This is a genomic window from Allomuricauda sp. NFXS6 (genome assembly GCF_040148835.1).
Taxonomy (GTDB): domain Bacteria; phylum Bacteroidota; class Bacteroidia; order Flavobacteriales; family Flavobacteriaceae; genus Flagellimonas.
The window spans coordinates 15,064-38,282 of the sequence record NZ_JAGEMG010000017.1; the positions used below are offsets into that span (position 1 = coordinate 15,064).

A 23,219-nucleotide genomic window follows, 5' to 3' on the forward strand; every position below is an offset into this window, starting at 1 on the left:
TTAACTCTCAGAAAGGTACTTCTTAAAACATTATTTATAGCATGCTGTAGCTTGAATCGCATTAGAATACTCCCCGTAAGTTGATGTTAGTTCAATTCTTCAAGCAACTTTTCCGATTCTTCTTCCAATAAATTTTTAGCGATCAAATCGTTTGCTATGTCCCTTGCTTTAGCCTTATTATCCAATGAAGCATAGGTTTTGGCCAATAACAACTGCAAATTTTCATTAAAAAAGTATGGTGAGGTCAACTCTACCAGTGCAACCCCTTTTAATAATCCCTCATTGTCTTCGGATGAAGCCAGAATCTTATAGTAGCCATAAGCTGCTATCAATGGCATGTCGTATTTGGCTTTATTTTCGGCCAGTTCCCCTTCGGCCCATGCAATGGTTTTTGTTTCATCCAGCACCTCTTGCATTAAATAGGCACTTCTCTCATCATTGTACAATTCTCTTTTAACAGGAGTTAGGCCCAGAGATGCTACAACAGCTTCAGCCGACCCTGTTGTTGAAAAGGGGTTCTGGCCCGTAACAAACTTTCCTGACACAACAACTTTGGACAGCATGAAATCGGTCTGCCTAAAAATGGCTCCCCTCGACTCTAATTTGGTTTCCAGGCTAAACGGGAACTCTTTTACCCATTTTTTTCCAAAAAGCTCTTCTTCTATATTGCAAAAACTTGTTAGCTCAATACCGTTAATAATGTAATCATCACCGTTTTTGATATTAACGAAGGCGGCCGGTCCATGACAAACCGAAGAAATGATAGCTCCTTCCTTAGTGTACAAACTTGAAATGATATCCTGAAGAGCAGGGTCATAGGGCAAATCAAACATGGCTCCTTTGCCGCCAACAATATAGATGGCATCATAATCCGCTGCATTAATATCAGCAGTAGCTATGGTATGGTCCAACAAACTGAGAGCGGATTTGTCCTCTAAAAGTATCTTGTTATAAGGTTTTTCCTGGTTGAACTCGTCCGCTTCTACCTTCCCTCCCTTGGGACTGGCAACATCTACGGATAGACCATTATTTTTAAAAATTAAATAGGCTTGGGAGAATTCATCAAACTCGTAACCTGGTCTTGCTGCTCCCATATCCTTTCCATAGCTACTGACCACCATCAACACTTTTTTATTGACGTCTTTGGTTTGGGAAAAAAGGATTACGGGTAAAATAAATACGATGCTTAAAATAGTTTTTTTCATTTTTTGATTTTTGATTAGAGATAAAGAAAGAACACGAATGGATGACTCTTTTGTTACATCAAAAGCGTTACATTCTGGAATGAACAGATGGTGAGTTCTTTATGATTTGATTGATCTTTGAAATGAACTTACCTTGAAATAAATGTACTCCTTCAAATTGTCATCATTGATTTCATCCTCAATGAAATGATCATAAAAAGAAGGCAACGAAAAAGTATCCGTGATGTTGGCCCCCATATACGGAAAGTAGCCCCTTGCAGATTCTAATACGGTCGCTCCACCTCGAGCGCCAGGTGAGGTGGCCATCAAGAGCATGGGTTTTTCTCTCCATATCTTCATATTTACTCGGGAAAGCCAGTCTATGGTATTTTTGAACACTGCCGCATAAGAGCCGTTATGTTCAGCAAGGGATATCATAAAGCCATCCGCAGTATCAAATAACCTGTCCAATCTCTTTACCGCAGGAGGTATACCATTCTCAGTTTCAAAATCAACGCCATAAATGGGCAGCACATAATCGTTGAAGTCAATGGAAATAATTTCCACATTTTCCAACAAACCAGATGTATAGTTTAGTAACCTTTTGTTGATGGATTTTTGACTATTACTTCCTGCTATTGTGATGATTCTTTTCATGATTATTGTTTTTTAGAGATTAATTTATCTATTGACCATTTTCCACTGCCATTTACCATTATGGTCAAGGCAAGACCAATTACCAATAGGGAATATTCGTAACCTTCACCCGCTTGATTTCCGAACCAGTTCATAAAAAAGCCATGTTCCAACTGCGTGGTATAAATGATGCCCATAAACATGCCTGCAAGTGATAAGGCCCAGAACTTACTGAGGAACCCTAGAATCAGTGAAATGGACCCAAAAAATTCGATTATGATGATCGAAAAGGCCACAAAACTGGGCAATCCCACTTGTGTGGTGAAAAAATCCATGGTTGCCGAAAAGCCGTTGCCACCGAATAAACCGAGTAGTTTTTGGGCTCCATGGGGAAATATGACCAAACCAAGTGTTAGTCGTGCAATGCTAGATCCGATATTCGGATGTGTCGTTAAAAGTGTTTTTACTAAATTTTTCATACTGTTTTGGATTAAAAATTATTTATAAAGTTTTTCGGTAATACAGACCGAAAGATGATTTTTCAATAGGGTCGTGCCCATACTGGTCAAAGTCAAAGCCAATACCGAATTGGTGCCCATGGAACGATACTCCAGCGCGTAATTGCTGAAAGCTTCGGGAGTGCGTTTTAAAATTGTCCCAGACCGTTAAAAACTGGCCGTTTAACCAAAGGGAAACTTTGTCGTTTATGGGTGAGTTGAACTGAAACTGTGAAAAGACCTCGGCATAGCCAGCGTCCTTTTGTTCGGAATGGGCAACCGTAGGGATAAGTACAAATAGTGTCCGTGAATTTTTTAGAATGAGCCTTGCGGAAAGGCGTTCCGCATAACCGGCAAAACTGTTGTAATATACGGATGGACCAACAGCAATATGCTGGTTGATATTCCAAAATAAAGTGGGTTGAACACCTACTTCATCAAAACTTGAATTCTCGTTTTTTTTGAATTTTTGAAAGAAGGCAAGGGTTGCAATACTGAGTGTATTTTTTTCATTGATAGGATAACTTGAATAGAACGTAAAATCTGTTTTGTCCAAACCTGAAAACAGTTCCACTTGTGTGAATTGTGCATTCAAGTGCCCTGCAAATGCAATGATTATCAGCGAAGTGAGTGTGACTATTTTTTTCATGCTTCAAAATTCCGAGAGGAAGGCACGAAAAAAAATGAACTAGTTTAAGACTTTTACATCCGGTTGACCTTGGAGATGATTTTGCTCATAAATTCTGGTGTAATACCAATGTAGCCTGCTAGGTCTTTCTGGGTGATTCTATTGACAATGTTAGGATATTTTCGTTTGAACTCGATGTATCGTTCTTCTGCGGATAAGGATATGCCATGATTGGACCGCCTTATATAACTTATAAGTGATTTTTGATAGAGTATGCGATAAAACCGTTCAAATTTTGGTATCTCTTGAAAAAGCAGGTCGTAATTGGTCCTTGAAATACCCAACAACTTAGAATCCTCAGTAGCTTTGATGAAATACCGAGAGGGTTCCCTGGTCATAAAACTGGCCATGTCCCCAGTCCAATAATCTTCCACGGCGAACATGGAAATGTGCGGCGCACCATCCTCATCCAACGTATAGACCTTTAAACAACCTTTGGTGATATAATACTCGTATTTGGTGATGTCACCCGCTTGCATTAAGAAATCCTTCCTTCGTACCTTGATTTCAGTAAGTAAAGAAATGTATTTCTGTTTTTCAAGCTCGGTCAATTCAATATACCTAGATATATTCTTAAGAATTTGATGATGTGATTCTTTATAAATCAACGACTTCCATGTTCGAATATGATGAATTTAAGGAAATAATCTGAGTTGAAAAGCGCTTTGAATCTCAATGTTTACGGAAAGATACTATTGGCAAAGAGCGGTTGTTGGATGGTTTCACCTGTTATAACTACCTTTTGCAGCGCATTAAAACCGATTTATCAATTGTTTTAAAACTGTATCGGTTTCTTCCAACAAATCTTGCTGTTTTTCAATTATGCGATATCTGATTCTAGGGCAGGTTGGGTCGGATAGAAGCGACTACTAAAAACGGAAAATTTGAGCCATTCAATATTTGACTGTATTGACTTGAAAGTCAGTTTTTGTGTTATGTTGGAAATTACTCAATTTAATCCGGCAAGTGCGGCATAGGATGTCTGGCGTTTCCAATTTAGAAAGGCATCCACCTGCAAATCGTGTTTTTGTGATTTTGTGGTAACCCTTGCATAACCGAACTTTCTGATAGAGGGTAATTAAGATCCTGAACGGTAAATCGATTAAGTGTAGAGAAAAAGTAAACTCACTGGGGTCAGTGAACTTGCTTTACCCCGAAAGTTCAGTAAAACGGTGTGTTATAATCCCTATGATTAAAATGGAAAAGGATGTTAGGCGAATGGAACCACGTAAAATGCTGCAAGTCTCAAATCTTTCATTCCGTTTTTGCCCAAAAAAAGAAAACCCTGTAATTTAAATTACAGGGTTTGATATCTTATGGTATCTTAAAAAGTGACCTGACTGGGTTCAGAACCTGTGTTCATCAGCCCAGTGTATATCAATATCCTGAAAGAGTTCACAATTATTGTTGACGATTTGTGAACTTTTATGGTTGAATTTCTTTCGTCATATCAAATATATCGAAACTATACGAGTTGGAGGTATTTAAAAATTTTTTCCTTTTATTGGTATGCTTGATATGTTTATCACATCATTTTAAAGTATTGTCAATGGCTAATAATTCAATTTAGGATGTTTGATTGGAATTATCGCTAACTATAAATCAGGGAAGTCTTCGCCCTAAACATGATTATTAGTCTAAATTCAGGAGTCTACGATGGAGAATTAAGGTTCTTGTATTAAAAAAAGCAACTATTTTTGTAGCTCTATCTGCATTAGGTATAGTAATGCTAAGAAGGTTTCATAATGAATTTACTACTTGGTTTTTAACCTTTTCTTTTTTGACAAACACGAATTATTACTTCATCATTGATTATGATCAAAAGCTATGTTTTTGCATCTTTAGTAGATTGCCATTACCATTACTATATTGCCACGGAACCATCAAATTCCAAAAAGGTTCACTTTCTACAAAAAGCTATGCTCAATAAACCTTTTTTGAATTTGTATATCTAAAAACCAATAGCAGAGTATTAAACTCTGCTATTGATCAGATAGATTATATGGTGATTGCTTGCACGTGATTTGTTATCTCAAGGATTGCTCAAACTCCTTGGTGGTGTAGACATGGCTTGCTACAAAACGATAGTTGATCTCTGCGGCCACATTACCATCGTATCCTGGTGCTACTGCCGAAGCGGTGGCATCGACCACTACCGCGACTTCGAAACCGTCCTCAAGAAGTTCCCTGAGGTGGGATTCCACGCATAGATTTCCGGACATCCCGGCCAAAACAATCTTATCTATTTTTTGTTTACGCAACTGTAGGCTAAGGTCGTTTTGTTCTGGACCATAAACCTTGTGGGGGCCGACCACGGTAACAAAATCTTTTTCAATGTATTTTTTGTACCGGGGCAACCAATCGGCTCCTGACCCTTCGAACCCTTTTTTGTTCAATTGGTCTCCTCTGTCAAACATACCGATATCATGCATTAGTTTTTCCAAGGCACCCTCAAACTTCCATTTATGATCGTGCTCATAATAGTAGTGAGGAGAAATAAATACTTTGATTCCTTTGGCTTCAGCTAATTTAAATAATGTTTCAAGGTTTTCGACGGTTTTGTTCTTGATGACACTTTCGCCAATAACTCCCCAGGTGACACCATCGGGACTTAAAAAATCGTTTTGTGGATCTGTAATGACTATTGCAGTTGAATTATCAACCGTAAAACCGGGGTCCGGTATTTGAGCATATAAACTAGGTGAACATGCAGTAAGCAATACCATTAAGATGGTTGAATTGAATAAAATTGATTTCATAATGTTAAAAAATTAAGTGATTAGAATACTGTTGAATTGTGAGTTTTTAGAATTAATTTGATTGGTATCAATGACCTTTTAGTAAATGGTTGTCCAGAAAAGGTTTTAGTCTTTACTAAATAAACAGGCCCCTATCATCGCTGCTAAAATCCAAATGTTCAGGTACTTTATCAGAATTGACTTTCTTTTTGACAAAACCTGGTTTAGCTTCTTTACTGGCTTTTCGCGGTGCGATAGCAATCAGTTTTAAGACTTCGGGTACTCTTATTGCGCTTTTCATAGGATGGTTGGTTGATCGACTATTAATTGATGCTGACCATGCTATTCTGAAATGTTTTTCGAAATTTTAAGGGAGGAATTCCAAAATTGGATTTGAAAAGTTGGGAAAAATGACTGGGGTTTTCACACCCGACGCCCAAACCAACCTGAATAACACTTTCATCGGTACTTATCAAAAGCTTTTTAGCTTCTTCCAACTTTAGCCTAGTTACAAATTGGTGGGGTGTCTCCCCCGTGGTTCTTTTAAATACCCTGATAAAGTAATGTATGCTCAATTCAACCACTTTGGCCAGTTCGGAGGTGAGGACTGGACGATCGATATGTTTTTTTACATAACGATGTATTTTATGGATTTGAAAGGGGGTCAAGCCCATTTTCAATTTACAGTTCAATTCCGATTGCATGTTTTCCCGCTTCACTAAATAGTCCCCCAAGGTGATGATCATATTTTCCAAATGATACTGCTCTCCCCTTTGGCTGATCAACAGTTCTTGAATAAGATAAAGTGCTAGTTGATTGCTAAGTGGTGTTTCGAGGATGGATTTTTGAACAAAGCCATCGGTCTGCATACTCAAACCCATGGTGCCAAAAGCCCCATTGTACATACCTATTACCAAAGGCGTTGAAGGATTAAAGTCGGGAGTCGGGTTAAGCGAATAAATAAATTCATACTCATCTTCCGATGTTGTTTTTTCCATTAAATTATCCTCATCTCTTATCAGAAATAGAATGATTTGGGATTTCCGTTCGGCTTCTTTAACATGTTCTCTATCCAAATGGGATTGGTTAATCTGGTTTATATATCTCATGGCTTTTTTTTAAAGGGTTTGTTGTCAGGTTTTTTTCAAGGCAATTGTGCAAAACGCTTGGATAAACCTCTAATTTGAATTACTGGATTCAATTTTGATGATTTAAAGACCTGCAGGATCGTTAATCAGTTACAAGCCAAAAGTAGTGACGGACTTTTCACATTGCTAGTGAGAGTTTCTAAGTGGTGACAGTTTTCTTACCAGTGCACCCGTTTTGGCCATTTTTATGGATATAAGTGCCTGTTATCACTTCCTCCAAGAGGGTTATTCTTCTTAACGTGACGTTTCGCCTTCTTATCGTTTCAGTTAATCACGTAGAAATGAGTAAATTGTAGTCCAATACGTACCCAATGAATCGGATAAGAATTAAAGATGTGGATATTGAGTTGAGTTTACACTCAGATATGGGCATCATTGACGAGAGCAACTCCACGGAAGTAAAAGTCTCATTGTTACAGAGGCTGTCCAAGACCAACTTTTATAAGAATATTTCCATTAAGGAAATACAATCTTTAAATACAAAGGGAGTCGTATACCAAATACCTGTTCCAAGCAAAAGTTTTCCAGTATCACCAAAGACAGAAAACGAATTCATTGATTTTTTGAACCGTTCCATTGTATTGACCAAAGCTATTTTGGAGGTACACGAAGCCGGTCATTGTTTTGGTCTGTTGCAAAGCAAACGTTTCATGGTGGATGCCGATGGACGTCTGATTATTACGGGGCTTGGTTTATTTCAAAAAGAGTATGCTAAAAGCGACTTGGCTCATTACCAGGACAACGATTTCTATTTTATTGCACCCGAATTTAGTAAGCGAAGTAACCAAAAACCCAATCAACGCGCAGATATTTACGGTCTTGGAGCGTTATTGCACTATTGGCTCACCGGAGAACATTTTATAAAAGCAACAGACAAACAAGAAGTGCTCCATAAACATTTAACAGAGCCGTATAATGAAGACACCTCAAACACCCTTTGGAAACATACAGGGATTCACCAAATAATCAATGCCCTTCTCGAGAAAAAACCAGAAAATCGATACCAATCCATACATGGTGTTTTGAAAGATTTGAAGGATTTGAAATCACAGTTCAGTATTGGAAATTTTAGTGGGTCTTCTTTAAAAAGCGTTGATTATACTCCTGGCGTAATTAATATACCCGATGCCCTACTTGAACGGGAGGAAGCCCTTCAAAAATTAATGGATATTTATCACGACATACGTGAAGGAGCATTTGTCGTTGCATTTGTAGAAGGGACAGGTGGCATTGGCAAAACCTCCTTGGGCAAGACCTTTGAGTCTGTTATTTCTGAACCGGATGTGCTTTTCTCCACAGGGGCTTTTGAGAAATCGCAACCTACTCCCTACAGAGCGTTCCAAAAAGCCTTTAAAAACATAGCTCAGCGGATTTTACTAAAATCAGGTAAAAGTCATGCAGAAATCAGGAATATTTTCGAATCTGGGTTAGGGGCTGATTTCTCAGCACTTTTTAAGGTAGTTCCGGATTTAAAGGAACTCACTGGAAATCTTCCCGAACCTGAGACTTTGGATCCTTTGGAGACAGGAGATCGTTTTGTAAACCTTTTTGCCCGATACTGTCGTACGCTTGATAGTATTGGATTGAAAAGGGTTTTGTTTATTGACGATGTGCAATGGTGCGATATTTCGTCCTTGAAAGTAATTGAACATTTGGTTCATGCGCCCATATCAAGAGTGATGTTTGTTTTGTCCTATAATCCAGATGGTATGTCGGAAGAACATCCCCTACGTCAGTTCCAACGCTCCTTGCGGAAAGCCAAAAAGAACACTCCGATTATACGTCTACAACCCTTGAGCGAAGGTGCCACAGAACAGATGGTGTCAGATGCCTTGTCCGAAGAAAGAAATAAAATTCGTGATTTAGCTGGTCTGGTCCACAAAAAAACAAATGGCAACCCTTATTATATTGGGCATTTTCTTCATGCTATGCAAGAAGATAAGGTGCTTACCTATGATAGTAGTGCCCACAAGTGGCAATTTAGCCTTGAGCGGGTAAAACGACAGGAAGTGGCCGAAAATGTGTTGGCCATTTACGAAAGAAAACTATTGCTGCAATCCTATCAAGCACAAGTCCTGCTTAAAGTAGCGGCCTATGATAATGGCAATTTCAATATACCCCTATTGGCCACTGTCTGTGGGTTTCCAGAAAAAATTGTAGTTCTTCTTTTGGAATTATTGAGCGAAGCTGGTCAAATATCCAAATTAGATTCAACCCTTGCTTCCTATGTATTTAATCACAATCAAATAAAACAGGCCGCTTTAAAGCTTAACATTCCAGGGTTTGAGGTCTCTCCTGAAACACTACATTATAAAATAGCACAGTTTCATTTGAAAAGCGGCAAGATCCATAGTTCTATAGAGTTAAATCAATTTGTTGAACACTTGATTAGTTCTCGTAAACTGATTGATGGGAAAACGGTCGCCAAAGCCCTTGTTCATGTCTTGCAAGCAGGTCGACTGGCAAACAATTCAAACTCCCCCTCCACAGCTCATCAGTACTTGAGTTTCGCAATGGAATTACAGGAAAGGTTTAATTTGAAAACCTTTAAATACGAAGTACTTTTTGATTTGGCCAAGGCCGCTTACCTTTTGAGAAACATAGATGAGGGTAAATCGTTTGCTGAAAAGGCTTTGAAAAACGCCTCCAACCTAAAGGAACGTTGTGAAGTTTATCTTCTGAATCTGAAATTCTTTGAGGCATATTCGCTTTACGAAGAAAACACCAATGAAGGGATGAAGGCTCTGGCCGAATTGGGGGTCCCTTGGGAATTTTCATCGACAGCGGAGAAAATCGACCGGAAATATGAGAAATTCCGTAAATCCTTGCCTGCTAGTTTAGAAAAAGTTACAAAAAAGAAAACTGCTCCTTCGGAAACAAACGAGTATACGATGGACGTTATGGTGAACATGTGTACCTCTGCCCATCGCACAAATCAGAACCTATACACCTATATACTTCTAAGATTGGGTCGTTTAATGTTTCAATTTGGCTTTACCGAATCATCTCCATTTGTCCTTGTCCATTTGGGTTCAGTTTTATGCAATAGATTTAATGCCTTTGGAACAGGGGTAGAATTGGCTTCTTTGGGATTGGATTTGTTGGAGTCCAATGAATCGGACAAATATTACTCCAAGACATTGTCCGTTTACCACATTTTAATGGGACCATTCAAGGAAAGCTACAAAACACTGGAAAACCAATTGGAGCAAGGAATTGAATATTGTATCGACAGAGGTGATGCCACGGGGGCCAGTAATTTATTATATGCCAAGATTAGAAATCAATTACTCTCAGGAGGGGAATTGTTGGGCCTTCTTAGATTTTGCAATGAAACCCTGGATTCGGGCAATTTCCAAAATAATAGCGTATTTGAAGCTCAATTGAATTTAATGAAATCTATTGCCCACAGATTGTCCGGTGACAATGCTGAAGAGATAAATCAGAATGATCAATTGGCTTTGCAGCTATTGGAGGAAAATAATTGTAAAGCTTCGAAAGCAAGCTATCATATATTTTCAGGGTGGGTCTATTGTATCCAAGGAAATTATGCAAAGGCATTGAGGTACTTTAAACAACATAAGAATGACCTGCAATATTCAAATTCAGAACCGCAATATTTTAGGTATCAAATCATACAGTCCGTTTGTGACCTCATGGTTCAGGAGAATCCTCAAAATGAGGTTTTTGAACGGGTAATCGCCAGACAAGAACATTTGAAGGATTGGACCGTTACCTCACCCGAAAATTTCAGGGCAGAATATGAAATGGTGGAATTATTACTGGCTTTTAAATCGCAAAATTTTGAAAATGTTGCGGATAAGGTTGAAAAAATTCTTGGATGGACAGAAAAAGGAAAGCTAGTAGCCGTTAGGGCTATGGTTGCTGATGTGCTGCAAAAAACTTTGCCCAAAGAGAGTTTTGGATTTTTAAAACAGGCACTTCAACATGAAGCTAACAAAACCTACGCAACATGGGGCGTGAATAGCGATGGTAAAGTCTCGAATGTGAAATTTGAAGATGCCTCTGGAAGCTATGCCAACAAGTTTAAAGGTTTTGACTTCCAAAGCCTGATAAAGGCAACACAAACCATATCTGCCGAAGTTAATCGGGACCGTCTCGTCGAAAACTTGTTGCAGATTGTAATGGAGAATGCTGGAGCTGATAAAGGGGCACTTATTTTATTGAATGATTCGGAATTGAACGTGACGGCATTAATTGATTTGACCAATCCTTCTAAAGAGCAATTTACAGAGTGTAAGTTGGATGAATGCTCCATATTGCCTATAAGTCTTATTGAACATGTGGCCGTAAGTAAAAAGGAGTTATGCATCGATAATTTAACGGAATATTTCGCCAATGTAGAAGATTCATTATCCGATACTTCAGGTTCATTACTGTTACTTCCTCTTATCAAACAGCGCGATCTTGTTGGAGTTTTATATGTTGCCAACAGCCAAATGACAGGAATGTTCACAGAAGGTGGATTGGAGGTGTTTCGTATAATTGCTTCCCAAGCAGCCATTTCCATAGCAAATTCGGAGCTTTACGAACAAGCTATTACCTTGAACAATGAGCTGGCGACCTCTCAAAAAGAACTTGCAAAACTTAACCAAGCGCTGGAAGAAAAAATCAAGAACCGAACACAACACCTGCGACATGAAATTGAAATGAGAAAAGAGGCGGAAAGAGACCTGATTTTTGCCAAAAATGATGCGGACAACGCCAATAGGGCAAAATCCCAATTTTTGGCAAACATGAGTCATGAGATTCGCACCCCTCTAAATGCGATAGTTGGTTTTTCACAGATTCTTACCAACCAAAGTAAAGCGCTGAATCTTACAAACTCCTTCCGTAGATATTTGAACAACATCTATCAAAGTGCGGAATCCCTTTCTGAAATTATCAGGGATATTTTGGACTTGTCAAAGATAGAAGCCGGAAAAACGGCACTTGTGGTCGAAGATATGGATTTGAGACAATTGTTCTTTTCAGTTTATAGGATTCAGAATAGTCTTGCAAAGGCCAAAGAAGTCAAAGTAATATATAGTCTGTCGCCGGGTACACCACGATATGTCCGTTCAGACCGCGGCAAAATCAAACAAATTCTAATGAATATTGTTGGGAATGCCGTGAAATTTACACCCCAATCACATAGTGTTCGCTTAGACCTATGCGCGGACGATGGGTATTTGATTTTTAAAGTTTCGGATGAGGGAATCGGTATCCCGGCCAATGATCTCGAACGAATTTTTGAACCCTTTACACAGTCCGATGCAGGAATGGATAGAAAATATGGAGGAACTGGTCTTGGATTGGCAATTACCAAAAGCCTTGTGGATATCTTAAAAGGAAAGCTAATGGTTGAAAGCGAGGAGGGTAAAGGAACATGCTTTACCATACAAATACCCTACGAATCGGCCGCTCCTTTGCAATCGGACAATCCAGAAGCTTTGTTGGCCAACTATCGAATACCTAAGAACAGTAAAATCTTGGTGGTTGAAGATCATCCCATGAACCAAGAAATGATTAGGGCCTTGTTTTCAGAATTGGGTTCCGAAATTCTATTGGCAGGTAATGGTAGGGAAGGTGTTTCTTTAGCTGAACGTTACAAACCCGATATCATCTTTATGGACATTCATATGCCAGAGATAGACGGTTTCGAAACACTTAAATTGATTCGAAAGTTTAATCTTGAAGTACCGGTTATAGGGTTATCGGCAGATGCCTTCAAGGAACATCAAGAAGCCGCCATAAAAGCGGGGTTTTCGGCATATCTCACCAAGCCGGTCCATGTACCGAGGCTAGTTGGGCTATTGAAACAATTCCTTCCCGATACATCCGTACAAATTATAAAAACAGGAAATGCTCTTGATGATCAGCAATTACATCAAAGAGCACGTGCCCTTGAGGCCATTCGAAAACTACCAATTTTTGAAACGGAGAAATTGGCAGAGGTTGCAGCAACGCTGAGTGAAATATTACCTGCTACCGCTTTAAATAAATTAGAGGATGCTATTTATACAGGGGATGAAGTGGCTTTGCAAGAATTTTTAACGGACACATTGAATGTATAAGGACACTTCTATCCTCGTCGTAGATGACAATCGACAGGTCCTGGAACTGGTCAACCATGTTTTGGCCCAAGTCGGTTATCATATTTCATTTATTCCAAAAGGTCAGTTTCTGTTCCGACGATTGTCAAGTCAAAAATTTGATTTAGTCCTATTGGATATCAACCTTCCCGGAATAAGTGGCCTTGAATTACTCAAACAGTTAAAATCCGACCCTACCTATAAAGCTCTTCCAGTGATTATCATTAGTGCAGAGGAAGAGGATGAAACCCTAGCGAAATGTTTTGATCTTGGTGCGAGCGATTATATTAAAAAACCGATACATCACGAAATCTTAAAGGCTAGGGTCCAGTCTGTGATATCCGCTTCTCGATTTCACCAAAATGAAATACATCAGCAAAAACAGGAAGCCCTTAGAGCACGGATGAAAATGTTGTCCTCACAAATGAACCCTCATTTTATTTTCAACTCTCTTTCATCCATACAGGAATTTGTTTTGGCAAACGAAACAGAAAAGGTACTGAATTACCTTTCTGAGTTTGCCGGACTCATGAGACAGAATTTAGAGAATTCAATGCTTCCCCATATTACGCTATCCAAAGAACTCCAGTTTTTGGATACCTATTTAAAACTTGAAAGAACTCGTTTTAACAATGTGTTCGAGTATGAAATTCGCAATAATATAGATACTCCCGAAAATATAATGATTCCGCCGATGCTCATGCAGCCATATTTGGAAAACGCCATTATTCACGGGCTTCGAAAGTCTACTAGGCCGGGGCGACTTGTTTTAAAGGTATGGGAAACAGAGGAATCCATCTATTGTTCCATAAAGGACAATGGTATTGGAAGGGCACTTGCATCGGCTATTTCTGAGAATCACCACCATTCTATCGCTATGTCAAATATTGAAGCACGACTTGAGTTATTGAACATGGAGTTCGGGGTGGATGTGTTCAGTGTTGCCATTGAGGATTTGGAGGAAGAAAATGAACCTGCTGGCACTCAGGTAACTCTTTGCTTTCCCAACGATTTACACTAACTTTTTTAATAGCGCTTCTTTTTTTCTGACGGATACATCCACATGCGACCCATCCTTAAGTACGAGATATCCTCCTTTGCCCTTGACATATTTTTCAACATGATCGAGGTTCACCATGTGTGATTTGTGTACCCGGAAAAAATTAAACGATTCCAATAAGGGTTCAAAGTCGCCCAAAGGTTTTGATACCATTATCATTTTGCCATTATCAAGGTAAAAGTTGGAATACACATGATTGGCTTCCACGCGGAGCAGACGGTTTGCTTCCACAAAATCGATGCCTTCCGAAGACCTCAACGCAATTTTGGTATAATTTCGATCTTGTAATTTGGTGTTCTCTCGCAAAACTTGATATTCTTCTTCTCTTGAGGGTGCTTGCTTTGCCAATATCTTTTCCGCACGCGCTACGGCATTTTTAAGTTCTTGAATGTTGATGGGTTTTAATAGATAATCCAAAGCAGCATATTTAATGGCATTGATTGCATAAAGGTCATGTGCTGTAGTGAAAATCACTTCAAAAGTAGGTTCCTCAAAATGATCAAAGAGTGTAAACCCATTACCCTCTGGCATTTCAATATCCAAAAAAACCAGTTCTGGTTGCTCGGATTGAATCAGGGCAACGGCTTCATCCACGGAGAAAGCATCCCCGACAAGCTCAATATTGGGGCAAAATGTTTCAAGCATTTTTCCAAGAATATCGTGATGTCGCTGTTCGTCATCCACAATTATCGAACGGATCTGGCGGGTCATGATGGGCAATGTTAGAATTAACCCTTTAAATATAGAGTAATTTGAATAATTATTTCTATTTTGTATTCATAATCAAGTATTTGCAAATGACTTTAGGGATTGGCAGTTTGGCTCCCGATTTTAAGGCCGCCACAACGGAGGGCAAAATCGGATTTCATGAATGGCTCGGAGACTCATGGGGCCTACTTTTTTCCCACCCAGAGGATTACACTCCAGTTTGTACTACCGAACTGGGCATGGTAGCCCAATTGGAAAAGGAATTTATAGAACGCAACATGAAAGCCATTGCGTTGAGCATAGATAGTTTGGAGTCCCATATGGATTGGAAATCAGATATTGAAAAATCCATGAATGTGACCGTACGCTTCCCGATTATCGCAGATGAGACAGGTGCGATAGCTCAGCAATACGGTATGATCCAAAAGGGAGCTTCCAACAAAAAAACGGTTCGTTCGGTATTTATAATCGATCCCGATAAATACATACAACTACATCTTACCTATCCCATGTCCATAGGACGTAATTTTGATGAAATATTAAGGGCAATTGATGCACTTCAAATGCATGCAGATCACCAAGTACTCACACCGGCAAACTGGAAACCAAAAGACGATATTATTGTAGATCCAAATATGCCAAAAGATGAAGTTCAAGCTCGTTTTCCAAATCGAAAGGTGCAAGGTGTGCCATATCTTCAATTTTCAAGTGACCCAACCAAGGAAAAATAGAACAAATTAATAGGTCTTTAGAATTATTCTTAGGTACACCGGTCAATAGTAAAATCCCCAACATAATTGTCAATTGGTATTCAACAATGTAAACGGTATACCTATTTAGTATATCCTGCTCCCTTGACTCCAATATCTATGCTGTCACATTTGATTGGGTTATTTGAATAAATCTCACCAAGTTTTCTACACACTTCCCATAAATTGTTTTTAGTTGACCAAATTGATTCCTGATTATCCGTTTAATGTCATAATGGGAGTTTTTGGCGTCATGTTGAAATTGTTTCAACATCTCATCCTGCTAAATATGAGCATCTTTATGTGACCCTGAATCAAGTTCAGGGTGACGTTAGTGATATTACGACCCATTTCGGACATCCAATAATTGATTTAAGGATAATCTGCAATCTTTTCTTTTGGTCATGGCAGAAAACCGCAAAATGAAAACATTTTGGCAAATTTCAGATAAAATGGGTCCGTGCTTATTGTGAGTTTTACAATGTTATTAAGCAGTAATCAACATTTAAACAAAAGTAACATGGAAACTATGAATTCTACCGAAAAAGCCAATCAAGGTAAAAAAGAGGCGCAACTCCCCATATCCGGTTTTGAAATAGATCGACACACAGCAATTGTTATCGTAGATCCCCAAAATGATTTTCTGAGTCCGGAAGGAGTAGCTTGGGGAGCAGTGGGGCAAAGTGTTATGGAAAATAATACTGTAGACAATATAGAATCGCTATTTCGTCTTGGGGCCGAAAATGGTATTCATGTCTTTATTTCACCTCACTACTATTACAAACATGATCATGGATGGCAGTTTGAGGGGACCTTGGAAAAATTGATGCACAACATAAATATGTTCGATAGAGGTGATCAACTGAATGTTGATGGTTTTGAAGGATCTGGTGCCGATTGGCTACCCGCTTATAAGCCATATATCATGGATGAGGAAAAAGTAACCATTTGTGGCCCACATAAGGTATTTGGTCCGGAGAACAATGATTTAGTACTCCAGCTTAGGAAACAAAAAATTGATAAAGTCATCCTCGGTGGGATGTCCGGTAATCTATGCGTAGAGTCACATATGAGGGAGCTGTTGGAATGTGGCTTCGAGATCGCCGTGATAGGAGATGCAACAGCTTCGGCCAAACTACCCAATCTTGACGGGGATCAGGCAGCGCAAACAAATTATGTAATGATGGCAAGTGTAGTCTACACTACAAGCCAATTGGAAGAAGTGCTGGAATCGAGAAAGACTCTTGCGGAGGAATAGTGTGCTGTCATTGCAATTGAAAAGGACATATAAACTTTAAGATAAGTTCTGGTTAGTGTTTGTTTAGTTGAAATGGATAGGAGGTACATCTCGTATTTCCTATCCTTAAACCAATTGATTTTAAGTTAAATACCAACAATATTATGTTTTACAATACCAATATAAATCGATTGCCATTGGTCTTTAAAAGCAATGAGGGCAAAAACTATTTCCAATTCCATATCAATGGCCAATTGGCATCTCTGGAGTATGATATGGTTAAGGACCACTGTATAAACCTAAAGCGTCTGGAGATAAGCAAATACCTTAACCGGATAGAGGTTGGAAATGCGCTGATAGAGCGAGTGATGGAATATTCTCTTCGAGGAGATTTTAAAATCATCCCAGCTAACCCGCAGATAATAAAGTTTCTTAAAAAACGACCTGAGTACCAAAAATTGATTGCCTCAGAAATTGAATCGATTAAAGGTCATAAAGTCTAATACACATATCAAAAAATCATAATTAAACCAATAACTGATACTATGAAAACTACAATAAAAAATAAAGTGCAACTCCATCCAGAATTATGGTCTGCCCGCTATAAGAGCTACCTTTTAGCAATAGCCAGTAAAAAACTTCCAGTAGATATGGTTGAAGATATCTTACAAGAGACCTATTTGGCCGCTTTGCGTTCGGCACCCAGATTCCGTGGTGATTCCACCGAACGTTCTTGGCTTACTTCGATTTTGAACCATAAAATCATGGATTATTATCGCAAGGCCTATTCTCGTCAAGGCAAGGTGATGCACAATGCATTACGCGTCTCCGATTATCCAACTTGGCATGATTGGGAAAACTCAAACAACAAGCCAGACAATGCCGAAATAACAGAATTTCAGAATGTTGATGACCTATACAAGGTATTGAACTCGGGCCTTGAACTATTGGGTCATAGAGAAAAGCAGGTGTTACGCCTAAAAATTAAGGGATATAGTACCGAAGCTATCTGTGACACGCTGGAAATTAACGAAGTGAACACATGGGTAGCATTGAGCCGGGCACGCAAAAAGATAAAACACTATTTGAACGAGCACTGGTTGAATTAAACAATGCTGTATGATGCAAAACTTTTGGTTCAATCTACAATTGGTTCTATGCCGCTTTGGTATAGCGTGCTTAACCTTGTACTATAAATACAGATATCCTAAACACAAGGAACATAAATCTTAATATGATGACTGAAAAGAAACTACCGTTGCCTCCTTTTACCGAGAAGACCGCAAAAGAAAAAATACAACTAGCAGAGGATGCTTGGAACAGCCAAGATCCACAAAAAATTTCCATGGCATATTCCATGGATAGCGAATGGCGCAATCGTTCCACTTTTATCAATGGACGAGAAGAAATCCAACAGTTCCTTAAAAACAAATGGGAAAACGAACTGGATTATAAACTTAAGAAAGAATATTGGGCCCACACGGAGAACAGAATCGCCGTTAGGTTCGAGTATGAGTATCGCAATAGATCGGGGCAGTGGTATAGAGCCTATGGAAACGAGAATTGGGAATTTAACGAACACGGGCTTATGCAAAAAAGATATGCTAGTATCAATGATTATACAATTAACGAACACGAACGCTATTTATAAGCTCCGCAAAATATGAAACAGGTAATTTGACTTTCAATGAAGAGCAACTTTTAGATAGTACCACAAACGTGCCAAAGTTTGCCTCCTACGGAGTTTTTAATTTGACCGAAAAATAAAAACATTAAAACTATTTATTATGAAAACAACGATTTCAATCAAAGTTCGAAAATGTCTATTAGCTTCCATCTGTGTCCTATTATTTGGGATGGGTACAATTCGGGCGCAGTCGCACAGTTACAGTACGGACGATAGTATGATTGCCCTGGAGGGCTATAGTGCCGTGTCCTATGTTGAAAAAGGAAAAGCTGAACCGGGGAAAAAGGCTTATAAAGCAAGTTATGATGGGTTGACCTATTATTTTGTAAATCAAAAACAGTTGAAACTGTTCCAAAACAATCCCAAGAAGTACCAACCGCAATATGGTGGGTGGTGCGCCTTCGCTGTTTCGTTGGGAGGTAAATATCGTCCGAATCCCGAAAGTTTCCGTATTGTTGATGGAAAGCTTTATCTGTTTACAATAAACCCCGAGGGTGATTTTGTTAAAGTATGGGAAAAAGAGGGCAAGAGTAAGCATATTGCCCAGGCCAACAACAACTGGCAAACTATGAAAAAGTTCAAGACCTTTACCCCTTAATGATTCTCATTTAAGTTTGATTTACCAAGAAAACCGCTATACCGACATTCCAAACTCCTCTACCATAAGTCGGTAATAGCGGTTTTTATTTATGATTCCTCGTTTTCATTATAGCCAAAAAGACCAACATTGTTTTGACCTTGAAAGAACTTAGGATTGGGGAAATACCGACACCTACCTACTTAAGACAAACTCTTTAAAGAGCATTTACTCGTCAACCTAAATCATATAAATTAAGGAACCTGGTGTTTACTTCCATTTAATACTGCAGCCAAACAGTTGGATATTGAACTTTGGCAACCTCGTTGTTCTCCAACAGTGCAACCAATGCATTCGTTAGTTCTCTTCTGGAAAGTACTCCACATCGTTGCTACCAGTGGCAATAAACTGCATGCCCTCGGCTTGATAATCACAGGTTACTTCCACTAATTTATGGTTGATATGGTGGAAAAGGACAGTGGTTGCATATAAAAACAACCACAGTAACCACGTTTGACTTTAGTTATGATAGGGGTAATGGTTTTTGTGATATGGCATCAAAGAGCATGAAATCGGGAGCTTTGGTTCCTAATCCCATCATGTTGGATTGTGCTAATGCCATGATATTTGGGATTTTTGGAAATGGATAACCTGCGAATACCAATTGGGCATCCACAGGTTTGTTCTCTTTTGTCAAATGGTCCGGGCATCCTCTCTAATCGAAAGAACGAGCAAAAAACCTTGATGTTTGGGTTATAAGTCTTTGATAAGACGAATCATTTGATGGGTGAACCCCCATTCATTATCATACCAGGCCATGACCTTTAAGAGGTCGCCATCAACAACCCTGGTCATACCCAGGTCTGCTATGGACGCATAGGGACTTCCTATAATATCAGAGGAAACCAAGGGTTCCCGAGTAGTTGCAAGTACATCGCAGTATCGTTCTGTGGAGGCTTCGGCTTCCAAAATTTCATTTATCTCTTCAGGGGTCACCTTACGCTTGGTTACGAAGGTCATGTCCGATATGGAGCCGACCTTCGCAGGAACGCGTATGGCCACGCCATCGAACTTGCCCACAAATTCCGGAAGTGTTTTGGTTGTGGCAATGGCAGCGCCCGTACTGGTGGGCACTAGGTTGTCCGCAGCAGCTCTACCCATTCTATAATTTTTAGGGGAAGCACCGTCCATTAAACTTTGGGAAGCCGTATAGGAATGGATGGTGGTCATGATTGCCTTTTGGATTCCCACCGTACGACCAAGGATTTCTACAATAGGGCTGATGTTGTTCGTAGTGCAACTGGCACATGAAAAAATTGAGGTTTCCCCAACGGAAGAACTAACACCATGGACCACAGTAGGTACGTCCTGACTTTTCGTAGGGGCCGAAATCACAACAGTTTTGGCTCCTGCATTGAGATGCTTAGCTGCATCCTCACTTTGTGTAAATATGCCAGTACTTTCGATTACTACGTCCACATTAAGGTCTTTCCATGGGAGGTCTTCGGGGTTTCTTTGTTGGAAATAGGGTATCTCAGTGCCATCCACCAACAAGGTGTCTCCAGAAACGGAGACTTGGCCCTTGTATGGGCCGTAGGTACTATCGTATTTGAGTAGATAGGCCAGATTGTCGATGGGTAAAATATCATTGATGGCGACTATAGATAATCCTTCTGTCTCAAGTATCACTTTTAACGAGGCACGACCGATTCGCCCCATTCCGTTTATTGCAATTCTTTTCATTATAATTGATTTAATTTTTGTTCCAATTCTTTTATTTTTTCTTTTAAAGGGGTTACAATCTTTTCGACTTCATCGGCGGTGTAGCGCTGTACAATGTGTTGTGGGCAATTCACGTCAACGGCTTTGATTTTAATTAGTACGGCTCGCTCCAAGTTGGCAGAATAGCCTTCTACCGCCAAGGATTCCATTAGATTGCTATCCGTAGAATCCACCTGGGCCTCGCCCCATATCTTTACTCTGGTCCTTGAAGGGTAATCCATCAAAAACAGGAATACTTTTGGGTTTTCAGAAAGATTGCCGACGCTTATGAATTGTTGGTTTCCGGAAAAATCGGCAAAGGCAATCGTTTTTGGATCCAAGACTTTTAAAAAACCTGGTGCGCCTCCCCTATGCTGGATATATGGTTGCCCATCTTGATTTGAGGTACCCATATAAAAGGAATCCCGCTTTTCTACAAAATCGATTATGGGAGGCGTAAGCTCGTTTGCCCACCCTCTTTTACTTTCCATTCGGGCATATGCCTTTCTAGACCCATATACTTCTTGAAGTGCTTTGACGGCAGGGGTGAAGGCAATATCGGAGGTGTAAAGTATAGATTGCTTTTTCATACGGGGTATATTATGCATATTACTTGTATCCTTTACCCTTAGTATTGATTTTTGTAAAAACCTGACAGGGATACTACTTCTTTAATATTTTTAAGAGAGTTCAGTCTCTATAAAAAAGGTATATCCAAATAGCCCTGGATAGCCTAAAATTGAGGGAGCTCAGTAGTGCTGCTAAGATGGCTATTATGATAAAAACGATAAGCGGTGTTAGACCGATCAGATACCAAAACAGGGCCAGACTAACTATCATTTGACCTGCAGCCAAGGCATAACTCACGAACATGGCTCCGAAAAAGAAACCCGTTTCTCTTTCAAATTTATAATCACATTCGGGGCACCTATTGTTCATTTTGGGAATCATGAAGGGGACTCTCGATTTTGCGTCCTTAAATATTTTTCCATTTTCACATTTTGGACATTTACACTGTAGTATGCTTTCCACTTTTTTCATCACCGTCATAATTAGGGCTTCAAAATTCTGATTTATAGCTCAATATTTTTATGTAAGATATTCACATATATTTGTATTATTGAGACATAAGTATGAGAATCCCAGTTTTAAATATTAGGCAGTTCCATCAAGAAAAACATCTAAACGAGGTTTATGTTAATGATCTATCACAACATTTGGAATTGAATAGGGATCTTATTGATAAACCCCACAGCCATGATTTTTACCTCTGTGTCCTTTTTTTAGCAGGCTACGGAGTTCATGAAATTGACTTTAAGACCTATCCCATTTCCCCAGGAAGTATCTTCTTTTTAAAACCGGGCCAAACCCATTTCTGGAACTTTGAGACTCGACCGGAAGGATTTATATTTTTTCACTCCCAATCCTTTTATGAGTTATATTTTTTGGGTCACGGTCTTTCTTTTTTTCCGTTTTACTGTTCGCTTCAAAACCCGCCATTACTGAAGGCACCGCCAGAGATAATCAATTCATTGGCGAAAAAGTTCGAAGAGACTGCCTTGGAATTCACGGGAAATGGGATGCTGCGGGAAATGAAAATTCTTAACCTGATCAATGGAATCTATATCGAACTCACTAGATGCTATACTTCCCATACCGATTTGGATAAGTCGTTTTCCCCCGGTTACTCGGCTTTGTTGACTCGCTTGGAGGCTTTGATAGAAAAGCATTTTAGGGAAGAAAAATTGCCACAATTTTATGCAAATCGATTGAATATCACTACCAAGCACCTCAATAGAGTTGTAAAAACAACTATTAATAAGACAACAAGTGAACTGATTTCCGAAAGGGTAGTGCTGGAGGCAAAACGCATGATGGTTCACTCCCCCGTTGATTTATCTGAGGTGGCTTATGCACTTGAATTCTCCGATTATGCATACTTTTCAAAATTCTTTAAGGCAAAAACGGGTAGCACCCCAAGTGCGTTTCAAAGGTTATATCGGTAAGTCCATTAGGACTCTTCAGTGATAAATCTCCAATAATATATTTCTAAACTTCGGAAGCCACTACCTTCAATTTTCTTGCAGAAGTTGGTGATAAGGAAAATGTTGAATCTATCTTGGGCAAGGTCAAGGAGGTTCATTTATTTCAAGGGGTATTCGACTACGGCAGCCAGTATTCAATTTTAAACCTGTAACTTGTATTTCAATGGATAATCAATTTTTTATGGTCCTATCCTTTACCGAAACCTTAGGTTTCCATGTTCAAGGTTTAACCTTTCCCATGCTTGGTTAGAGCACCACTTTAAATTCAAAACATGAAAAAGATACTACTTGTAATTTTACTCCTTATAGCCATTACTATGATTTTCATTTCTATAAACTCACATATTCTTGCCCCAGGCCTTACTGGTTTGGGATTTATTCTGATCGTAATCTTATTATATAAGAATAG

Annotated in this window: 21 protein-coding genes; 9 read left to right on the forward strand and 12 right to left on the reverse strand. The window is 39.2% G+C overall.

Annotated features, from left to right (window positions below; genetic code table 11):
* Window positions 1–86 precede the first annotated feature (86 nt).
* From J4E06_RS17795 to J4E06_RS17830, 8 genes are all read right to left on the reverse strand, one after another.
* Entirely contained in the window at window positions 87–1,205 is a 1,119-nt protein-coding gene (locus J4E06_RS17795) for a type 1 glutamine amidotransferase domain-containing protein (protein ID WP_349525340.1), read from the reverse strand.
* A gap of 99 nt (window positions 1,206–1,304) precedes the next feature.
* A complete protein-coding gene (locus J4E06_RS17800; RefSeq protein WP_349525341.1) occupies window positions 1,305–1,841 on the reverse strand; it encodes an NADPH-dependent FMN reductase in 537 nt (178 codons plus the stop codon).
* A gap of 2 nt (window positions 1,842–1,843) precedes the next feature.
* Window positions 1,844–2,299: a DoxX family protein gene (locus J4E06_RS17805; protein ID WP_349525342.1), complete on the reverse strand. Its 456-nt coding sequence runs from the start codon at window positions 2,297–2,299 to the stop codon at window positions 1,844–1,846.
* A 22-nt stretch (window positions 2,300–2,321) separates the two neighbouring features.
* Window positions 2,322–2,966 carry a hypothetical protein gene (locus J4E06_RS17810; protein ID WP_349525343.1) on the reverse strand — a complete coding sequence of 215 codons (645 nt, stop codon included), beginning with the start codon at window positions 2,964–2,966 and terminating at the stop codon, window positions 2,322–2,324.
* Window positions 2,967–3,019: 53 nt separating this feature from the next.
* Window positions 3,020–3,613, reverse strand: a complete 594-nt coding sequence (locus J4E06_RS17815; protein ID WP_349525344.1) for a Crp/Fnr family transcriptional regulator — start codon at window positions 3,611–3,613, stop codon at window positions 3,020–3,022.
* 1,419 nt (window positions 3,614–5,032) lie between these two features.
* Window positions 5,033–5,764, reverse strand: coding sequence for an isochorismatase family protein (locus J4E06_RS17820; RefSeq protein WP_349525345.1), 732 nt, complete (start codon window positions 5,762–5,764; stop codon window positions 5,033–5,035).
* Window positions 5,765–5,879: 115 nt separating this feature from the next.
* The gene (locus tag J4E06_RS17825; protein ID WP_349525346.1) at window positions 5,880–6,044 is read right to left on the reverse strand and encodes a hypothetical protein; all 165 of its coding nucleotides are present in this window, start codon (window positions 6,042–6,044) and stop codon (window positions 5,880–5,882) included.
* Window positions 6,045–6,066: 22 nt separating this feature from the next.
* The gene (locus J4E06_RS17830) at window positions 6,067–6,852 is read right to left on the reverse strand and encodes a helix-turn-helix domain-containing protein (RefSeq protein WP_349525347.1); all 786 of its coding nucleotides are present in this window, start codon (window positions 6,850–6,852) and stop codon (window positions 6,067–6,069) included.
* Window positions 6,853–7,202: 350 nt separating this feature from the next.
* Here J4E06_RS17830 and J4E06_RS17835 point away from each other — a divergent pair, with 350 nt between their 5' ends.
* Window positions 7,203–12,968, forward strand: coding sequence for an ATP-binding protein (locus J4E06_RS17835; RefSeq protein WP_349525348.1), 5,766 nt, complete (start codon window positions 7,203–7,205; stop codon window positions 12,966–12,968).
* Window positions 12,961–14,007 carry a response regulator gene (locus tag J4E06_RS17840; RefSeq protein ID WP_349525349.1) on the forward strand — a complete coding sequence of 349 codons (1,047 nt, stop codon included), beginning with the start codon at window positions 12,961–12,963 and terminating at the stop codon, window positions 14,005–14,007. Before J4E06_RS17835 ends, J4E06_RS17840 begins: the two co-directional genes overlap by 8 nt.
* Here the strand turns inward: J4E06_RS17840 and J4E06_RS17845 are convergent.
* Window positions 13,999–14,757 carry a LytR/AlgR family response regulator transcription factor gene (locus tag J4E06_RS17845; RefSeq protein ID WP_349525350.1) on the reverse strand — a complete coding sequence of 253 codons (759 nt, stop codon included), beginning with the start codon at window positions 14,755–14,757 and terminating at the stop codon, window positions 13,999–14,001. The genes J4E06_RS17840 and J4E06_RS17845 overlap by 9 nt on opposite strands.
* Window positions 14,758–14,843: 86 nt before the next feature.
* Between J4E06_RS17845 and J4E06_RS17850 the strand changes: the two genes are divergently transcribed.
* The 6 genes from J4E06_RS17850 to J4E06_RS17875 all read left to right on the forward strand — a co-directional run bounded on the left by J4E06_RS17850 (window position 14,844) and on the right by J4E06_RS17875 (window position 19,025).
* Window positions 14,844–15,485 carry a peroxiredoxin gene (locus J4E06_RS17850; RefSeq protein WP_349525351.1) on the forward strand — a complete coding sequence of 214 codons (642 nt, stop codon included), beginning with the start codon at window positions 14,844–14,846 and terminating at the stop codon, window positions 15,483–15,485.
* A gap of 538 nt (window positions 15,486–16,023) precedes the next feature.
* Window positions 16,024–16,761 (forward strand): cysteine hydrolase family protein, encoded by a 738-nt coding sequence (locus tag J4E06_RS17855; protein WP_349525352.1) that lies wholly within the window; start codon window positions 16,024–16,026, stop codon window positions 16,759–16,761.
* Between the two features lie 143 nt (window positions 16,762–16,904).
* Window positions 16,905–17,243, forward strand: coding sequence for a GNAT family N-acetyltransferase (locus J4E06_RS17860; protein WP_119607992.1), 339 nt, complete (start codon window positions 16,905–16,907; stop codon window positions 17,241–17,243).
* A gap of 42 nt (window positions 17,244–17,285) precedes the next feature.
* Complete coding sequence (locus J4E06_RS17865) at window positions 17,286–17,849, forward strand: RNA polymerase sigma factor (RefSeq protein ID WP_349525353.1); 564 nt, start codon at window positions 17,286–17,288, stop codon at window positions 17,847–17,849.
* Window positions 17,850–17,977: 128 nt separating this feature from the next.
* Window positions 17,978–18,391, forward strand: a complete 414-nt coding sequence (locus J4E06_RS17870; RefSeq protein WP_349525382.1) for a DUF1348 family protein — start codon at window positions 17,978–17,980, stop codon at window positions 18,389–18,391.
* A 136-nt stretch (window positions 18,392–18,527) separates the two neighbouring features.
* Window positions 18,528–19,025, forward strand: coding sequence for a YHS domain-containing (seleno)protein (locus J4E06_RS17875; protein WP_349525354.1), 498 nt, complete (start codon window positions 18,528–18,530; stop codon window positions 19,023–19,025).
* Between the two features lie 732 nt (window positions 19,026–19,757).
* On the opposite strand, the gene gap is transcribed toward J4E06_RS17875, so the two are convergent.
* From gap to J4E06_RS17890, 3 genes are all read right to left on the reverse strand, one after another.
* The gene (gene gap / locus J4E06_RS17880) at window positions 19,758–20,747 is read right to left on the reverse strand and encodes a type I glyceraldehyde-3-phosphate dehydrogenase (protein ID WP_349525355.1); all 990 of its coding nucleotides are present in this window, start codon (window positions 20,745–20,747) and stop codon (window positions 19,758–19,760) included.
* Window positions 20,747–21,355 carry a pyridoxamine 5'-phosphate oxidase family protein gene (locus J4E06_RS17885; RefSeq protein ID WP_349525356.1) on the reverse strand — a complete coding sequence of 203 codons (609 nt, stop codon included), beginning with the start codon at window positions 21,353–21,355 and terminating at the stop codon, window positions 20,747–20,749. The genes gap and J4E06_RS17885 overlap by 1 nt, the downstream gene beginning before the upstream one ends.
* A gap of 100 nt (window positions 21,356–21,455) precedes the next feature.
* Window positions 21,456–21,704, reverse strand: a complete 249-nt coding sequence (locus tag J4E06_RS17890) for a DUF983 domain-containing protein (protein WP_349525357.1) — start codon at window positions 21,702–21,704, stop codon at window positions 21,456–21,458.
* A gap of 194 nt (window positions 21,705–21,898) precedes the next feature.
* On the opposite strand from J4E06_RS17890, the gene J4E06_RS17895 reads away from it, so the two are divergent.
* Window positions 21,899–22,771 (forward strand): AraC family transcriptional regulator, encoded by an 873-nt coding sequence (locus J4E06_RS17895; protein WP_349525358.1) that lies wholly within the window; start codon window positions 21,899–21,901, stop codon window positions 22,769–22,771.
* The last annotated feature ends 448 nt before the right edge of the window (window positions 22,772–23,219 follow it).

Bases quoted from the DNA above. Each gene is read 5' to 3' on its own strand.
- J4E06_RS17795 (WP_349525340.1), bottom strand. From the start codon at position 1,205: ATGAAAAAAACTATTTTAAGCATCGTATTTATTTTACCCGTAATCCTT.
- J4E06_RS17800 (WP_349525341.1), bottom strand. From the start codon at position 1,841: ATGAAAAGAATCATCACAATAGCAGGAAGTAATAGTCAAAAATCCATC.
- J4E06_RS17805 (WP_349525342.1), bottom strand. From the start codon at position 2,299: ATGAAAAATTTAGTAAAAACACTTTTAACGACACATCCGAATATCGGA.
- J4E06_RS17810 (WP_349525343.1), bottom strand. From the start codon at position 2,966: ATGAAAAAAATAGTCACACTCACTTCGCTGATAATCATTGCATTTGCA.
- J4E06_RS17820 (WP_349525345.1), bottom strand. From the start codon at position 5,764: ATGAAATCAATTTTATTCAATTCAACCATCTTAATGGTATTGCTTACT.
- J4E06_RS17825 (WP_349525346.1), bottom strand. From the start codon at position 6,044: ATGAAAAGCGCAATAAGAGTACCCGAAGTCTTAAAACTGATTGCTATC.
- J4E06_RS17830 (WP_349525347.1), bottom strand. From the start codon at position 6,852: ATGAGATATATAAACCAGATTAACCAATCCCATTTGGATAGAGAACAT.
- J4E06_RS17835 (WP_349525348.1), top strand. From the start codon at position 7,203: ATGAATCGGATAAGAATTAAAGATGTGGATATTGAGTTGAGTTTACAC.
- J4E06_RS17840 (WP_349525349.1), top strand. From the start codon at position 12,961: ATGTATAAGGACACTTCTATCCTCGTCGTAGATGACAATCGACAGGTC.
- J4E06_RS17845 (WP_349525350.1), bottom strand. From the start codon at position 14,757: ATGACCCGCCAGATCCGTTCGATAATTGTGGATGACGAACAGCGACAT.
- J4E06_RS17850 (WP_349525351.1), top strand. From the start codon at position 14,844: ATGACTTTAGGGATTGGCAGTTTGGCTCCCGATTTTAAGGCCGCCACA.
- J4E06_RS17855 (WP_349525352.1), top strand. From the start codon at position 16,024: ATGGAAACTATGAATTCTACCGAAAAAGCCAATCAAGGTAAAAAAGAG.
- J4E06_RS17860 (WP_119607992.1), top strand. From the start codon at position 16,905: ATGTTTTACAATACCAATATAAATCGATTGCCATTGGTCTTTAAAAGC.
- J4E06_RS17865 (WP_349525353.1), top strand. From the start codon at position 17,286: ATGAAAACTACAATAAAAAATAAAGTGCAACTCCATCCAGAATTATGG.
- J4E06_RS17870 (WP_349525382.1), top strand. From the start codon at position 17,978: ATGACTGAAAAGAAACTACCGTTGCCTCCTTTTACCGAGAAGACCGCA.
- J4E06_RS17875 (WP_349525354.1), top strand. From the start codon at position 18,528: ATGAAAACAACGATTTCAATCAAAGTTCGAAAATGTCTATTAGCTTCC.
- gap (WP_349525355.1), bottom strand. From the start codon at position 20,747: ATGAAAAGAATTGCAATAAACGGAATGGGGCGAATCGGTCGTGCCTCG.
- J4E06_RS17885 (WP_349525356.1), bottom strand. From the start codon at position 21,355: ATGAAAAAGCAATCTATACTTTACACCTCCGATATTGCCTTCACCCCT.
- J4E06_RS17890 (WP_349525357.1), bottom strand. From the start codon at position 21,704: ATGAACAATAGGTGCCCCGAATGTGATTATAAATTTGAAAGAGAAACG.
- J4E06_RS17895 (WP_349525358.1), top strand. From the start codon at position 21,899: ATGAGAATCCCAGTTTTAAATATTAGGCAGTTCCATCAAGAAAAACAT.